This window comes from Micromonospora sp. NBC_01740 (assembly GCF_035920365.1).
Taxonomy (GTDB): domain Bacteria; phylum Actinomycetota; class Actinomycetes; order Mycobacteriales; family Micromonosporaceae; genus Micromonospora; species Micromonospora reichwaldensis.
Map to the genome: position 1 here is coordinate 6,829,509 of NZ_CP109150.1, position 14,652 is coordinate 6,844,160.

The 14,652-nt window shown below is 77.5% G+C and carries 14 protein-coding genes; 9 read left to right on the forward strand and 5 right to left on the reverse strand.

Annotation, left to right across the window (positions count from 1 at the left end):
• Positions 1-229: 229 nt before the first annotated feature.
• From OG989_RS29655 to OG989_RS29665, 3 genes are all read right to left on the reverse strand, one after another.
• Positions 230-1,792 carry a DNA polymerase Y family protein gene (locus OG989_RS29655; RefSeq protein ID WP_327029139.1) on the reverse strand — a complete coding sequence of 521 codons (1,563 nt, stop codon included), beginning with the start codon at positions 1,790-1,792 and terminating at the stop codon, positions 230-232.
• 28 nt (positions 1,793-1,820) lie between these two features.
• Complete coding sequence (locus OG989_RS29660) at positions 1,821-2,621, reverse strand: hypothetical protein (protein WP_327029140.1); 801 nt, start codon at positions 2,619-2,621, stop codon at positions 1,821-1,823.
• An 88-nt stretch (positions 2,622-2,709) separates the two neighbouring features.
• Positions 2,710-3,159, reverse strand: coding sequence for an SAV_6107 family HEPN domain-containing protein (locus OG989_RS29665; RefSeq protein ID WP_132236251.1), 450 nt, complete (start codon positions 3,157-3,159; stop codon positions 2,710-2,712).
• A 489-nt stretch (positions 3,160-3,648) separates the two neighbouring features.
• On the opposite strand from OG989_RS29665, the gene OG989_RS29670 reads away from it, so the two are divergent.
• The 7 genes from OG989_RS29670 (at position 3,649) to OG989_RS29700 (ending at position 10,174) form a co-directional block, all read left to right on the forward strand.
• A complete protein-coding gene (locus OG989_RS29670; RefSeq protein WP_327029141.1) occupies positions 3,649-4,734 on the forward strand; it encodes an EamA family transporter in 1,086 nt (361 codons plus the stop codon).
• 34 nt (positions 4,735-4,768) lie between these two features.
• Positions 4,769-5,257 carry a YbaK/EbsC family protein gene (locus tag OG989_RS29675; protein WP_311411600.1) on the forward strand — a complete coding sequence of 163 codons (489 nt, stop codon included), beginning with the start codon at positions 4,769-4,771 and terminating at the stop codon, positions 5,255-5,257.
• A 76-nt stretch (positions 5,258-5,333) separates the two neighbouring features.
• A complete protein-coding gene (locus OG989_RS29680; protein ID WP_327029142.1) occupies positions 5,334-6,098 on the forward strand; it encodes a monooxygenase in 765 nt (254 codons plus the stop codon).
• Positions 6,095-6,670, forward strand: coding sequence for a GNAT family N-acetyltransferase (locus tag OG989_RS29685; RefSeq protein WP_151457008.1), 576 nt, complete (start codon positions 6,095-6,097; stop codon positions 6,668-6,670). The genes OG989_RS29680 and OG989_RS29685 overlap by 4 nt, the downstream gene beginning before the upstream one ends.
• Positions 6,667-7,551 carry a carotenoid biosynthesis protein gene (locus tag OG989_RS29690; protein ID WP_151457009.1) on the forward strand — a complete coding sequence of 295 codons (885 nt, stop codon included), beginning with the start codon at positions 6,667-6,669 and terminating at the stop codon, positions 7,549-7,551. The genes OG989_RS29685 and OG989_RS29690 overlap by 4 nt, the downstream gene beginning before the upstream one ends.
• Positions 7,548-8,675 carry a glycosyltransferase gene (locus tag OG989_RS29695; protein WP_327029143.1) on the forward strand — a complete coding sequence of 376 codons (1,128 nt, stop codon included), beginning with the start codon at positions 7,548-7,550 and terminating at the stop codon, positions 8,673-8,675. The genes OG989_RS29690 and OG989_RS29695 overlap by 4 nt, the downstream gene beginning before the upstream one ends.
• Positions 8,676-8,686: 11 nt before the next feature.
• A complete protein-coding gene (locus OG989_RS29700; RefSeq protein ID WP_327029144.1) occupies positions 8,687-10,174 on the forward strand; it encodes a phytoene desaturase family protein in 1,488 nt (495 codons plus the stop codon).
• 111 nt (positions 10,175-10,285) lie between these two features.
• Here OG989_RS29700 and OG989_RS29705 read toward each other — a convergent pair whose 3' ends face one another.
• Both OG989_RS29705 and metF read right to left on the reverse strand, forming a co-directional pair.
• A complete protein-coding gene (locus tag OG989_RS29705; protein WP_151457012.1) occupies positions 10,286-10,975 on the reverse strand; it encodes a CDP-alcohol phosphatidyltransferase family protein in 690 nt (229 codons plus the stop codon).
• Between the two features lie 43 nt (positions 10,976-11,018).
• A complete protein-coding gene (metF, locus tag OG989_RS29710; RefSeq protein WP_151457013.1) occupies positions 11,019-11,936 on the reverse strand; it encodes a methylenetetrahydrofolate reductase [NAD(P)H] in 918 nt (305 codons plus the stop codon).
• A 254-nt stretch (positions 11,937-12,190) separates the two neighbouring features.
• On the opposite strand from metF, the gene OG989_RS29715 reads away from it, so the two are divergent.
• Positions 12,191-13,549, forward strand: a complete 1,359-nt coding sequence (locus OG989_RS29715) for a transcriptional regulator (RefSeq protein ID WP_327029145.1) — start codon at positions 12,191-12,193, stop codon at positions 13,547-13,549.
• Between the two features lie 9 nt (positions 13,550-13,558).
• Positions 13,559-14,641, forward strand: a complete 1,083-nt coding sequence (locus OG989_RS29720; protein ID WP_327029146.1) for a polyprenyl synthetase family protein — start codon at positions 13,559-13,561, stop codon at positions 14,639-14,641.
• Positions 14,642-14,652 lie beyond the last annotated feature (11 nt).

The window sequence follows — 14,652 nt, forward strand, 5'->3', positions numbered from 1 at the left end:
CGCCGGCAGGGCTCCGCCCCGCGCAGACCGGGCCGCAGGCGAGGCTCCTCCCAGGCCGAGCCGACCCGTCGGCAGAGCGTCGGGGCGACCCGTCGGCAGGGGTTCAACACGCCCGGACCGGGCCGCCAGCAAGACTCCACGCCGGCCGAGCCGACCCGCCGGCAGGGCGTCGGGTCGAGCGGGGCGGTGAGGGCGGGGCGGGGGCCGGTCGATGACCGCGGGCAGGCGCTCAGTCATAGATCGCCTCCACCAGCCACCGCCCGGCCTCGACGGCGAGCAGCAGGGCCGTACCGTCGGCCAGGCATACCTGGAACCGGGCCCGGCGGCGGGCCTCGGACGGCGCCCACCAGCGCTCGTCGACCGGCCAGGGGCCGGCCCAGCCGACGATCTCGACCGGCCGGGCGGCGCCCACGGTCAGCCGGGCCGGCTCGGCGCTGACCTGGAGCCGCGCGCTGACCTCGACCGGTGTGCCGGCGGCGTCGTGCACGACCGCGGCGAGCGGGTCGGGCAGCACCACGGCCGGTGCTGGTGGCGGCAGGCGGCCCGGCCACGGCGGCGGGACGGGCCGGGCCGGAAGGCGTTCGTCGCCCCACGGCACCAGGCGCACCTGGTCGGCCGGTGAGCGCCCGCCGCCGAGCACCGCGGTGACGACCGCCTCGGGGCCGAGGATGCCCTGCACCCGGCTCAACGCCCGGTGCGCCCGCTCCCGCTCCTCGCCGGTCTCCCCCCACAGGCCGGGTTGCAGGCCGGCCTGTGCGACCACCCCGTCCGGGACCAGCCGCAGCCGGATGATGCCCGCCGTCGGGCGGGTCGGGCGGGTGCCGGCCCGGCCGGTGCTGCCGGACAGCCAGCCGTCGAGTTGCCAGCGCACCCGGTCGGCGATGGCCGCGGCGGTGAGCAGCCCGTCGTGCCGCCAGACCCGGTGCAGTTCCTGGCCGTGCGCGGTGACCGCCTCGATGCCGAGACGGGTGCAGGCCAGCCCGTGCGCGGCGAGCCGGTCGTGCAGCCGTTCGGCCAGTGCCCGGGCGGCGAAGGCCGCCGCGTCGACCCGGTCGAGCGGCTCGTCGTGGTCGGCGGTGACCGCGAGGTCGACCGGGGGTTGCCGGACTGCGAGTGGACGGTGGTCCCGCCCGGCCGCCAGCCGGTGGGCCAACGCACCGTCGAAGCCGAACCGGGCCAGCACGTCGCCGGCGGGCAGCGCGGCGAAGTCGCCCAGGGTGCGTACGCCGAGCCGGCGCAGCAGGTCGGCCAGGGCCGGGCGGCCGAGCGCCTCGACCGGCAGGTCGGCGAGGAACCCCGGTGTCCCGCCGGGCGGAACGACCCGTCCGTCGCGGGCGGCCAGCCCGGCGGCGAAGACCCCGTCGGCGATGCCGACCTGGCTCTCCACCGCGCAGGCCTGGGCGACGTGCTCGACGATCCGCTCGGCGGCCACCTCCTCACCCCCGAGGTAGCGGCTCGGCCCCCGGGCCGCCACCGCGCACGCGCCGGGGCGTACCACCTCGACGCCGGCGACCAGTTCCTCGACGGCGGCGACCACCGGTTCGAACGCCCGGGCGTCCCGCCCGGGGTCGTACTCGACGGCGGTGAGCTGGGGGCATCGGCCCTGGGCCTCACGTTTGCGCAGCCCTCGGCGCACCCCTTCGGCGCGGGCCCGCTCGGAGCAGGCGACCACCCGGTTGGCGTGCAGCACGGCGACCGGGTCGGTGGCCGGCACCCCGTCGACGATCTCCGCGGCGAGCACCGGCCAGTCCGGGCACCAGAGCAGCAGGGTCCGCACGGGCGCAGCGGTCACGTCGGACCGACCAGGGTGAGCGCGGCGGTCACGTCGGACCGACCAGGGTGAGCGCGGCGCGACGGGACGGGGCGGTGGGCGTGGAGGCGACGGCCGGGCCGACCTGGCGGAGCCGGCCGGCGGTCGACCGGCCGGTGGCGGAGACGGCGGCGGCGGGAGCGGAGCGGGGAATGACCCGGGTCAGCCCGTCCCCGGGCAGCCAGACCTTGATCTCCTTGGGGCGGGCGGCGGCCCCGCGGCCCCGCGCGGAGACGGTGACCTCGCGGCGACGCAGCCGGCCCCGCCCCTGCCCGAGCCCCTCCCAGGCGCCCCGGACCACCTGGAGGGTCACGTCCGCGCCGTCCCACCGCCCGTACGGGACGAGGACGCTGCCGCGCTGCCGGGCCCGGGCGGCCAGCCGGTTGGCGACCGAGGCGGAGACCGTCGTCGGCACGGCGGCGACCACGACGTCCACCCCGTCGATCAGCGCGGCGATGACGGTGGCCCACTCCGGGCCCGGGTGGGGCACCAGAGCGAGCCGGTCCAGGGCGATGCCCAACTCGGCGGCGGCGCCAGCCCCGAACGTCGGAACCCCGACCACGGCGCACCACGAGCCGGCCCGGGACGCCTCGGCGAGCAACGCCAGAACCAGCGAGGTGCCGCCGCTGCGCCGGGGCTGGCCGGTGGCCACCGCGATCGTGCTGCCCCGCCGCAGTCCCCGGTTGGGCAGCAGCCCGGTCAGCTCGGGGGCCACCGGCAACAGCCGGTGACCGGTCGCCGGGTCCGGCGCGCTCGCCGGGCGCACCAGACCGGCCAGTGCGGCGGAACCGACCACCATCCGGCCCGCCATCGGACCTACCCCCCGTCGTGCTGTCGGATCAGACGTGCGCGTGCCGCGCCGGGGCACCCGGTCGCCGTCGGCTGGCCGGGTGCCCGGGTCAGGCCGCGAGGCCGTCGAGTGCCGGTTGGTGGGCCACGCCGAGCGCGGCCTCCACGACCGTGACGAACTGCTCGGCGGAGCGCAGCAGGTCGTCGGCCTCCCGGGCGGTCACGACCCGTGGGATGCCGGCCTCGGCGGCGGCCCGCTTGCCGGCGCCGAGGGCGAAGAACCGGGCCCACTCGTCGAGCTCGGGGGCGACACCGGAGAGCAGGATCCAGACGCTGGTCACCCGGTGGCGTCGGGTGGGGGCGGGACGCGCCCGGGCAGCGAGCACGGCCGCGGCCGCGCGGAGCGCGGCCAGGTGGGCGGCGGCGTAGCGGAGGCCGTCGGGACGGGTCTGGGCGGCCTCGGCCAGCCCGCGCCGGGCCACCGCGAGAAGCTGGGCGGGGGTGCGGTGCGGCAGCACGTGCGCCGGCACCGTCGGTGCCTGAGCCGGGTTGGTCGGCATGGGACTGTCTCCTCCACGTGGCCGAGGCGCCGTCCCGGAGACGGCCCTGGGCCGCCGGCGGGACGCCGGGTCGAGTGGTGCGGAGGAAGACGCACCGGTGGGGTGGCCGGCCGGGTGTGGACGCTTCCCCACACCACACCCGGCCGGCGTTACCGGCGGGTTCGTCGCCCGCCGCCCGGGGGTCGTGGGCGGCGGGCGACGCTCCTGCCTGACGGGCCCGGACTCGCGACTGCCCGGGACCCAGGTGCGGCCCGCGGAGCCGCACCGCCCGGAGCCGCGCCGCGAAACACCGCCCCGGATGGTTGGAACGGGCGTTCGAGGCAATCGAACACTCGTTCTAACTACTGCTGACAGTACACCCTCCCTCCGACGAAAATGCAACGTGTGACGCGCGGACCTCGGTCGACGTCCCGGCAGGTGTCGGCCCCGGCGTCCGCCGCCGCGGCTGTGCTGGACGCCGGCAGGGGACCGCGGCGGTAGCCTCCGCTCGTGACAACCCCCCGCCCCGTCCTCGGGGTCGCCATGGTGCTCGCCTCGGCCGGGCTCTTCGCCGTCAACGGCACCGTCTCCAAGCTGGTGCTCCGCGCCGGCCTGGACGCCCCGCAGCTCACCCTGCTGCGCGCCGCCGGCGCCGTCACCGGGCTGCTGGTGCTGAGCGTGCTGCTGCGTCCGGGGGCCCGCCGGCTCCGGGCCACCCCCGGCCAGCTGCCGCTGCTGATCGGGTACGGGCTGGCCGGGTTCTTCGCCGTACCGATGCTCTACTTCGTCGCCATCTCCCGGCTGCCGGTCGGGATCGGGCTGCTGTTCGAGTACACCGCCCCGCTGCTGGTCGCCCTCTGGGCCCGGTTCGGTCAGCGCCACCGGGTGCGCCCGCGGCTCTGGGCCGGTCTGGCGTTGAGCCTGGTCGGTCTCGGCTGCGTGGCCGAGGTGTGGGGCGAACTGAAGCTGGACGGCCTCGGCGTGCTCGCCGGTCTCGGCGCCGCGGTCTTCCTCGCCGCCTACTACGTGCTCGGCGCACACGGAGCGGCGCGCCGGGACACGTTGTCGCTGTGCACCTGGGCGTTCGGCGCCTCCGCCGTGGCGGGCCTGCTCACCCGCGCGGTCACCGTGGGCACCGGCGGCTGGGAGCCGCTGGCCGCCGACACCGAGGGGGGCGTGCCCGTGGCGCTGCTCTGCGCGTACGCGGTGGTGCTCGGCTCGATCGCGCCGTACCTGCTGGTGGCCGGGGCGATGCGGCACCTGCCCGCGACCAGCGTCGGGATCATCGGCATGGCCGAGCCGGTGCTCGCCTCGGCGGTCGCCTGGGTCGTCATCGGCCCCGGTGAGGCCCTCAACACCGCCCAGCTCACCGGCGGGCTCCTGGTGCTGGTCGGCGTCGCGCTGGCCGAGACGGCCCGGGTCGCCCCGGCCCGGGCCACCGCTCCGCCCACCCCGGACACCGCTCCGCCCGCCCAGTACACCGCTCCGCCCACCCCGGACACCGGGCCGCCCGCCCCGGACGCCGCCACCGTCCCGCCCGGAGCCGGCCGGACGTCGCCCCGCCCCGCCCGGTCGGGGCCCGGCACGGCCGGCTGAGCCGCCGACCGGCGTACCGGGAAGAATGGTCGACATGCAGCCACACCCGAACGTGCGGGCGGTGCAGGACGTGCTCGACGCCGCGGGCGCCCGGGACGGGTCCGGCGCGCCGAGCCTCGTCCGCCTGCTGCCCGACGCGGTCCACACCGCCGCTGCCGCCGCCGAGTCACTCGGCGTCGCGGTCGGCCAGATCGCCAACTCGCTCGTCTTCGAGGCGGACGGCGCGCCGCTGCTGGTGCTCACCTCCGGCGCGCACCGGGTGGACACCGCCGGCCTGGCCGCGTCCATCGGGGTCGGCCGGCTGCGCCGGGCCACCCCGGAGTTCGTCCGCGCGCACACCGGGCAGGTGATCGGCGGGGTCGCCCCGGTCGGCCACCCGCGCCCGTTGCGCACCCTGGTGGACACCGCCCTGGAGTCGTACGACGAGATCTGGGCGGCCGGCGGCGTGCCGCAGGCGGTCTTCCCCACCACGTACCCGGAGCTGCTGCGGGTCACCGGCGGCGTCCCGACCGGGGTGGCGTGAGCGAGCGGAGCGCGCGAACCATGGGGCTCAGCAGCGCGGCGCCTCGCGCCGCCGTGGAGCGGAGCGAGGCGGTGGCGTGAGCGAGCGGAGCGCGCGAACCGTGGGGGCCGACGTCCCGGAGCTGGTCACCCTGCACGTGTGGCGCACCTCCCGCGCCGCGCTGCCCCGGGCGTTGACCCGGATGGCGGTCGACCCCCGCCGGCTGCGGGCCGTGCCCGGCGTGCGGTTCGGCAAGCTGCTCGGCACCGGGACCGGCACCGGCTTCGGGCCGGGCGACGCCGACCTCACCCGGTGGGCGGCGCTGACCGTGTGGGACTCCCCCGCCGCCGCGGCCGGCTTCGACGGCTCGCCGGTGGGACGCGCCTGGGCGCGGATCGCCCGCGCGTCCGTCCGGGTCGACCTGCGCCCGCTGAGCAGCCGGGGCGAATGGTCGGGGCGCCGGCCGTTCGGGGAGCCGCCCGGCGGCCGGGTCACCGGCCCGGTGCTGGCGCTGACCCGGGCCCGGCTGCGGCCCCGTCGGGCGGCCACCTTCTGGCGGGCGATCCCACCGGTGGCCGCCGCGCTGCACGCCGCGCCCGGCCTGCTGGCCCGCTTCGGCATCGGCGAGGCCCCGCTGGGCTGGCAGGGCACGGTGAGCGTGTGGCGCGACCCGGCGGACCTCGTGGCGTTCGCGTACCGTCACCCGGAGCACCGGGCGGCGATCATGCGGACCCCCACCGAGGGGTGGTACGCGGAGGAACTCTTCGCGCGGTTCGAGGTGCGCGACGTGGTGGGTGACCGGGCGGTGCTGGGGTGGGTCGCGGACGGCGACCCGGGAGCGGCGGAGGGTGTACGGGCATGAGGTTGGTGCGGTGGACGCCGGACGATCTCGTCCGACGGCTGGACGACGTGGTGGCCGTCTACGGCGAGGCGATGGGCTACCGCCCTGAGCTGCTGGAGTCCCGACGCGGCTACATCGCCACCCACGTACGCCGGCCCGGCTTCCGCGCCGTCGCCAGCCTGACCAGCGAGGGCCACCTGGCCGGCTTCGGCTACGGCTACCTGGGCGGCTCCGGGCAGTGGTGGCACGACCAGGTCTGGCGGGCACTGGACGCCCCGACCCGGCAACGCTGGCTGACCCACTGCTTCGAGGTGGTGGAGCTGCACGTCCGCCCGCCCGCGCAGGGGCACGGCCTGGGCGCGCGGCAGCTGCGGGCCCTGCTCAGCCTGGCGGAGGGGACGACCACGCTGCTCTCCACCCCCGAGGCCGACGAGCAGCGGTCCCGGGCCTGGCGGCTGTACCGCCGGTTCGGCTTCACCGACGTCCTGCGCGACTTCCACTTCCCCGGCGACGAGCGTCCGTTCGGCGTGCTCGGCCGGGACCTGCCGCTGGAGCCGCCGACACCCACCCCGCCCGGCCGGCCCGTGCCATGACCCGACGGCTGTCCTGGGCGCTGCTGGCCGTGCTGGTGCTGGCGCAGATCTGCTACCCGCTGACCACCGGGGAGACCCGGGCCCGGCTGACCGTCGCCACCGTCGTGCTCGGCTACCTGCTCTCGGTCGGCCACGCGCTGCTCAGCCGGGGCCCGCGTACGGCGGCGGCGCTGGTCGCGGTGGCCACGGTCGGCGGGTTCGCCATCGAGGCGCTCGGCGTGGCCACCGGCTTCCCGTTCGGCAGCTACGACTACTCCGGCGAGCTGGGGCCGAAGCTGGCCGGGGTGCCGCTGATCATCCCGCTGGCCTGGACCTGGATGGCCTGGCCGGCCTGGCTCGCCGCCACCCGGCTGACCGGCGGCGACGCCAGCGCCAGGCCCGGCGCCGGGGACGGGCCGAGCGCCGGGGACGCGCCGGGACGCCGGGGCGGGCGGTTCCCCGTCCGGCGGATCGCGCTGGCGGCCGTCGGGCTGGCCGCCTGGGACCTCTTCCTCGACCCGCAGATGGTGGCCGAGGGCTACTGGGTCTGGCGGGACGCCACCCCCGCGCTGCCCGGCCTGCCCGGCATCCCGGTGAGCAACTACCTGGGCTGGCTGCTCTTCGCCGTGCTGATGATGAGCGCGCTGCGCCCGCTGGCCGGGCCCGCCGTGGCCACCACCGACGGGCGGGACGGCCCGATGTTCGCGCTCTGGCTGTGGACGTACTTCTCCAGCGTGCTGGCCCACGCGGTCTTCCTCGACCTGCCCGCCTCGGCGCTCTGGGGCGCGGTCGGCATGTCGGTGGCCGCCGTGCCGCTGGCGGTCACGCTGATCCGCTCCCGCCGCGACGACCGGCACGGGACCCGTCAGCCGCAGCGCCCCGGCGTCGACGCGACGGCATGACCGCCGTCCTCGCGCTGCTGCTCGGCGTGGCCGCGCTGACCGCGCACACCCTGCTCAACGCCGGCCGCTGGCTGCGCCGCCCGGCCGAGCGGCCGGCGCCGGTCACCGAGCCGGTGGCGGTGCTGCTGCCGCTGCGCGACGAGGCCGCGCGGGTCACCCCGTGCCTGCGCGCGCTGCTCGCCCAGCGGGGCGTGCCCCGGCTGCGCGTGGTGGTGCTCGACGACGGGTCCACCGACGGCACCGCGGACGTGGTCCGCGCGGTGGCCGGCGACGACCCCCGGGTCACCCTGCTCGACGGGGTCGCCCCGCCGCCGGGCTGGCTGGGCAAGCCGCACGCCTGCTGGCAGCTGGCCACCCGGGCGGCCCCCGCGGCGACCGCGCTGGTCTTCGTCGACGCCGACGTGGTGCTCGCCCCGGACGCGGTCGCGGCGGCCGTCACCGAGCTGCGTGCCGCGCGGGTGACGCTGCTGTCGCCGTACCCCCGGATCCTGGTGGCGACGGTGGCCGACCGGCTGGTCCAGCCGCTGTTGCAGTGGCTGTGGCTCACCTTCCTGCCGCTGCGGGCGATGGAGCGCTCGCGGCGGCCGTCGCTGGCCGCCGCCGGCGGCCAGTTCCTGGTGGTGGACCGGGCCGGCTACGAGACCGCCGGCGGGCACGCCGTGGTGGCCGGGAAGGTCCTGGAGGACGTCGAGCTGGCCCGCGCGGTCAAGCGGGCCGGCGGCCGGATCGCCCTCGCCGACGGCTCGCGGCTGGCCGCCTGCCGGATGTACGAGGACTGGCCGCAGCTGCGCGACGGCTACTCGAAGTCGCTCTGGGCGACCTTCGGCAACCCGGGGGCGGCGGCCGCCGTGGTGGCCCTGCTGCTCCTGCTCTACACCGCTCCCCCGCTGCTGGCGGTCGTCGCCCTGGCCGCCGGCGCGCCGACGGTGGCCGCCGCGGCGCTCGCCGCCTACCTGCTCGGGGTCACCGGACGGGCGGTCAGCGCCCGGGCGACCGGGGGCCGGTGGTGGCCCGACGCGCTGGCACACCCCGTGTCGGTCGTGGTCCTCGGTTGGCTGACCCTGCGGTCGTACCATCTGCGAAAGCGGCGTCGCCTGTCCTGGCGCGGCCGCCCCGTCACCTAGGGAGGCGCGGCATGGCGCGGATCGTGGTCGTCGGCGCCGGGGTGGGAGGGCTGGCCACCGCCGCCCGGTTGGCCGCCACCGGGCACCAGGTCACCGTGCTCGAACGCGCGGGCACCGTCGGCGGCAAGCTCGGCCGGTACGTCCGCGACACGCCGGCGGGCGCGTTCCACTTCGACACCGGGCCGAGCCTGCTCACCCTGCCCGACGTCTTCCACGACCTGTTCGAGGCGACCGGCGCGAAACTCGACGAGTACCTGGACCTGACGCCGGTGGACCCGATCGTCCGGCACGTCTTCCCCGGCGGCGGCCCGGCCCTCGACTCGTGCGCCGACCCGGCCGAGTTCGCCGCCCGGATCGGCGCGGCCTTCGGCGACCGGGCCGCCGCGGACTGGCAGCGGCTGTGGCGCCGGGCCACGCGGGTGTGGCAGGCCTCGGACCGGGACATCCTGCGCCGCCCGATCGACTCCCCGCGGGACCTGGCCGCGCTGGCCTGGCGGCTGGGCGACCTGGCCGCCATCGGGCCGGGCCGGACGCTGCGCGGGCTGGGCCGACGGCACCTTTCCGACCCCCGGCTGCGGATGCTGCTGGATCGGTACGCCACCTACACCGGCGCCGACCCGCGCCGGGCGCCGGCCGCGCTGGTCGCCGTGCCCTACGCCGAGCTGACCTTCGGCGGCTGGTACCTGCGCGGCGGGCTGGGCACGCTCGCCGACGCGCTGCTCACCCGCTGCCTGGACCTCGGCGTGGTCGTGCGGACCGGCGCCACGGTCACCCGGATCGACGCCGCGGGCGGCCGGGTGCACGGCGTACGCCTGCGCGGCGTCACCGCCCCCGTCCCCGCCGACGTGGTGGTGGCCAACGTCGACGCGCTCACCCTCTACCGGGACCTGCTGCCCAGCCCGCGCCGGCTGACCGGGCTGACCGACCGCAGCCTGGCCGGTTTCGTGCTGCTGCTCGGCCTTACCGGGGACTCCGGGCTGGCCCACCACAACGTGTTCTTCCCCGGCGACTACGACGCCGAGTTCGACGCGGTCTTCGGCCACCCGGGGCGCGGCGTGCGGGCCCGACCGGCAGCCGATCCCACCGTCTTCGTCACCGTGGCCGACGACCCGGTGGTCCGGCCAGCCGGCCACGAGGCGTGGTTCGTGCTGGTCAACGCACCCCGGCACGGCACCGCCACCGGTGCCGTCGACTGGCGCCGGCCCGGCCTCGCCGAGGCGTACGCCGACCGGGTCCTCGACGTGCTGGCCGAGCGCGGCGTCGACGTGCGGGACCGGCTGGTGTTCCGGGAGGTCCGCACCCCGGCCGACCTGGACGACGCGACCGGCGCGCCCGGGGGATCGATCTACGGCACCGCCGGCGGCCTGCTGCGCCCGGCCAACCGGGGGCCGGCGCACGGGCTGTGGCTGGTCGGCGGCTCCAGCCACCCCGGCGGCGGCCTGCCGATGGTGACCCTCTCCGCCCAGATCGTCGCCGACGACATCGGCCCCGCCTGGTAGCACCGGCTGCCGGGTAAGGAAGGGCACTGGTCAACGCCTGAGGTAGCGGAAGGGCACCTTCCTGACACCACGGCACCCGGTCAGAGGCCGTTCGGACGGGCCCGCGCGCGGTCAGCCGGCGTCGATCAGGGCGCGGCGGACGGCGGAGAGCAGCTGGCCAAGGCCAAACCCGGCCAACAGCACCCAGACGGCGGTCGCCATGGTGATCGTGCCGGCCGGCAGGTCCGGCTCGATCAGCCCGGTCAGCCCGGCCAGCAGCAGCCCGACCAGGGCCACCGAGACCCGGGTGGGACGCTCCCCCACGGTCACCGCGCCGAGTTCCCGCATGCCGGCGGAGACCGCCCGGGCGCGGACGTACTCGTGCAGCCAGGAGAGCGCGCCGGCGGTCACGACGAGCGCCCCCGGCGCGCCGATCAGCCAGAACGCGGCCAGCCAGGCGACCTCGCCGAGCCGGTCGGCCAGCGAGTCGTAGACGTAGCCGAGCCGGGTGGTCCGGTTCGTGGCCACCGCCACCGCGCCGTCGACGCTGTCCGCCACCGCGGCGAGCAGCACGAACAGCGCCGCGAGGAAGGGACCGTTCTGCGGCCGTACGGCGAACAGCGGCACGCAGGCGCAGAGCAGCACGCCGACCACGGTGACCGGGGTCGGGCCGACCCGCAGCCGGCCCAGCACGAACCCGACGTGGTAGGCGAACCGCAGCCAGGCGCGGACGACGGGGGCCGCCGCCCGGGGGTCGAAGCCCCCGTGCAGCCGTGCCCAGGCCGTGGCGTACTCGTCCCAGTTCAGCTGTGTGCCCACCACGGAACAACCGTCGCACCGCCGTTCAGGTGTCGCGGCACCGGGGTCACACCCGCGCGTCGACCTGGAGGTTCTGCCACACCTCGCGGGTGGCGGTGGAACGGTTGAGGGTGATGAAGTGGATCCCCGGCACGCCCTCGTCGAGCAGCCGCCGACACATCTCGCTGGCCTGCTCGACGCCGAGCCGGCGCACCGCCTCCGGGTCGTCGGCGACCTTCGCGAACCGCTCGGCCAGGGCCGGCGGGAAGGGTGCCCCCGAGAGCTGCGTGGAGCGCTCGATCGTGCCGATCTGGGTCACCGGCATCACGCCGGCCAGGATCGGGGTGTCGCAGCCGGTGGCGGCGACCCGGTCGCGCAGCCGCAGGTAGTCGTCGGCGTCGAAGAACATCTGGGTGATCGCGAAGTCGGCGCCGGCCCGGCACTTGCGCACGAAGTGCTCGGTGTCGCTGTCGACGTCGGTTGAACGCGGGTGCTTGTAGGGGAAGGCCGCCACCCCGACGCTGAAGTCGCCGGCGTCGCGCACCAGGCGGACCAGGTCCTCGGCGTAGAGCACGCCCTCGGGGTGGCGCACCCAGTCGCCGCCCGGGTCGCCCGGCGGGTCGCCCCGCACGGCGAGCACGTTGCGCACCCCGACCCCGGCGAGCCGGCCGATGACGTGGCGCAACTCGGCCACGGAGTGGTTGACCGCGGTCAGGTGGGCCATCGGCAGCAGGGTGGTCTCGGTGGCGATCCGCTCGGTGACCGCGACGGTGGTGTCGCGGGTCGACCCGCCCGCGCCGTAGGTGATCGAGACGAACGACGGACGCAGCGACTCCAGCTCGCGGATCGCCTGCCACAGCAGCCGCTCGCCCTGCGGGGTCTTGGGCGGGAAGAACTCGAAGGAGAAGGTCGGCTGGCGGTCACGGATGAGCTCCCCGATCGCCGGCTGCGGATTGGGAAGGACCGATGGAAGACCGAGCGCCACGCCCCGACTCTAGCGGGCCGGGCCCTCCAGGCCGAGACCTTCCCACACTGGTGGACGCCGGACCGCACGGCCGCCGGCCCCGCCGGGGCCGGAAAGCGTCGTACCCCCGGAGTAGTCATGGGGTTGCGCGGGGTGGGCCCGGCCGGAAGGCCGACCCGCCGGGGGCACGCGCGGGGGTCAGCATCCACCGGTGGCGCACCGGTCCCGTTCCGGGGCCCGCGCCGCCGCCTCGCCGACACCGTCCCGGAGGACCGATGACGCCGCCCCCGCCGCCCGGCCCGCAACTGCTCGGGCCGCTGCTCGCCCAGCTCCGGCTGGCCCGGGGCTGGAGCCAGCTGCGGGTCGCGGCCGAGCTCTGCGCCGCGTCCGGCGTGCCGACCCTCAGCCGGCACGAGGTCTCCCGGTGGGAGCGGCAGCTGCGCCTGCCCGGCGAGTTCTGGCTGGGCTGGCTCGCCGTGGTCCTCGCGGTGCCGGCCGACCTGCTGGCCACCGCCGCGGCCCGCACCCGCAGCCTCGGTCCGCCGCCGGCCTTCGGCGGGTCCCGGCCCCGGTCGGCGCTGCTCGCCCTGGCCCAGCGCTGGCTCGCCGACCCGCGCGCCGTGCTGCTGCCCGGCACACCCGCCCGGCCCGCCGCCCGGGACGAAGGCGCGGGGCCGCTACGGCTGGCGGAGCTGCGCCGGCTCGACGACCTCGTCGGCGGGGCCGACCTGGCCGGGCTCGGGGCGTACCGGCTGGGACGGGCGGTGCGGGCGCTGTCCGGGTGCGCCCCCTCCGCACGCCCCCGGCTGCTGCCCGAGCTGGCCGAGTCCGCCCAGCTCGCCGGCTGGCTCGCCGCGGACGCGGGGGACGGCGCCGGCGCCCTGGACGCGTACCGGCTGGCACTGCGCGCCGCCGCGACGGCCGGCGACCCGTCGCTCGCCGGGCACGTGCTCGGCTCGGCCAGCCACCTGCTCACCGGCGTCGGCGACCCGGAGGGCGCGCTGGTGCTGGCCCGCACCGCGTACGCGGGGACACGGCGGTCGGCCAGCCCCGGCCTGAGGGCCCTGCTGCTGCACCGGGTGGCCCTGGCCGCGGCGCTCGGTGGCCGGGCGGGGGCGGCCCGGCAGGCACTCGACGCGGCCCGCCGGGTGACCGACGCACCGGAGCCGGGCCGGGAGCCACCGTGGCTCTACTGGCTCGACGGGCCGGAGTTGGCGGCGATGACCGGGCGCACGCTGGTCGCTCTGGGCCGACCGCTCCCGGCCGAGGCGCCCCTGCACGCCGTCCGGCGGCGCGGCCCCCGCACCTCCGCGATCTACGGCGGCTGGCTGGCCCGGGGCTACCTGCAACTCGGCGAGGTGGAGCGGGCCTGCGCGGTGGCCGGCGAGGCGCTGCTCGACGCGGTCCGCGCCGGGTCGCCCCGCGCGCTGGGCCAACTGGCCGACGTACGCCAGCGGCTGGCCGGGCACGGCGACGAGCCGGCCGTCCGGCGGTACCGGGCGCTCGCCGCCGCGGCGGCTCCGTACCTGCCCCGGCCGGGGCCGCCACCTGGGCCGGCAGGCCGGCAGGCTCCCACGTGGCGTGCGGCGCGTCGGCCCCCCGGTGCCGCGACGGGGTCCGCCCCGACCGGCTAGCGTCGTGGCGTGACCCACGCTGCTCCTGTTTCCCCCGTCGACCGCGCCGGGCTGCGCCAACGGATCGACAAGGCCCTGACCGAGTTCCTGGCGAGCCAGCGCGCCTGGATGGCCGGGGTCGACGACGCCCTGGCTCCGCTCGCCGAGGCGATCGAGGCGTTCGTCCTCGGCGGCGGCAAGCGACTGCGCCCGGCGTTCGCCTACTGGGGGTTCCGGGGAGCCGGCGGGGTGGACACCGACCAGGTGGTCACCGCCCTGGCCGCGTTGGAGTTCGTGCAGGCCAGCGCGCTCATCCACGACGACCTGATGGACCGCTCCGACACCCGGCGCGGCGAGCCGGCGGTGCACCGGCGGTTCGCGGCCCGGCACCGGGCGTCCGGCTGGGGCGGCGACGCGGACGGCTTCGGCGACGCGGCGGCGATCCTGCTGGGCGACCTGTCCCTGGTCTGGTCCGACGCCCTGCTGCACTCCGCCGGCCTGGACCCGCGCACGGTGGCCCGGGCCCGGCCGGTCTTCGACGCCATGCGCACCGAGGTCACCGTCGGCCAGTACCTCGACGTGCTGACCCAGGTCACCGGGGACACCTCGGTGGAGCGGGCCGGCAAGGTCGCCCGCTACAAGTCGGCGAAGTACACGGTCGAACGGCCGCTGCTGCTCGGCGCCGCGCTGGCCGACGCGCCGGCGGAGGTCCGGGCGGCGTACTCCGCGTACGGGCTGCCGCTGGGCGAGGCGTTCCAGCTCCGCGACGACGTGCTGGGGGTCTTCGGCGATCCCGCCCAGACCGGCAAGCCGGCCGGTGACGACCTACGTGAGGGCAAGCGGACCTACCTGGTGGCGGCGGCCCTGGAGACGACCGACGGGGCGGGCCGGGAACTGCTGCTCGGCGGGCTGGGCGACCCCGGGCTGGACGAGGCCGGGGTCACCCGGCTGCGCGAGCTGATCGACGGCAGCGGGGCGCTGGCGCGTACGGAGCAGCGGATCGGGGTGCTGACCGACACCGCGCTGGCGGCGCTGGCCGCCGTCGACCTGGACACCGAGGCCCGGCAGGCCCTGGTCGACCTGGCCATCGCCGCCACCCGCCGCGCCGACTGACCCGCTGACCG

What these genes read in the sequence shown, in the direction of transcription:
- OG989_RS29685 (WP_151457008.1), top strand. Translation starts at nt 6,095, where the DNA reads ATGAGGTTGGTGCGGTGGACGCCGGACGATCTCGTCCGACGGCTGGAC.
- OG989_RS29695 (WP_327029143.1), top strand. Translation starts at nt 7,548, where the DNA reads ATGACCGCCGTCCTCGCGCTGCTGCTCGGCGTGGCCGCGCTGACCGCG.
- OG989_RS29675 (WP_311411600.1), top strand. Translation starts at nt 4,769, where the DNA reads ATGCAGCCACACCCGAACGTGCGGGCGGTGCAGGACGTGCTCGACGCC.
- OG989_RS29700 (WP_327029144.1), top strand. Translation starts at nt 8,687, where the DNA reads ATGGCGCGGATCGTGGTCGTCGGCGCCGGGGTGGGAGGGCTGGCCACC.
- OG989_RS29715 (WP_327029145.1), top strand. Translation starts at nt 12,191, where the DNA reads ATGACGCCGCCCCCGCCGCCCGGCCCGCAACTGCTCGGGCCGCTGCTC.
- OG989_RS29660 (WP_327029140.1), bottom strand. Translation starts at nt 2,621, where the DNA reads ATGGCGGGCCGGATGGTGGTCGGTTCCGCCGCACTGGCCGGTCTGGTG.
- OG989_RS29665 (WP_132236251.1), bottom strand. Translation starts at nt 3,159, where the DNA reads ATGCCGACCAACCCGGCTCAGGCACCGACGGTGCCGGCGCACGTGCTG.
- OG989_RS29690 (WP_151457009.1), top strand. Translation starts at nt 6,667, where the DNA reads ATGACCCGACGGCTGTCCTGGGCGCTGCTGGCCGTGCTGGTGCTGGCG.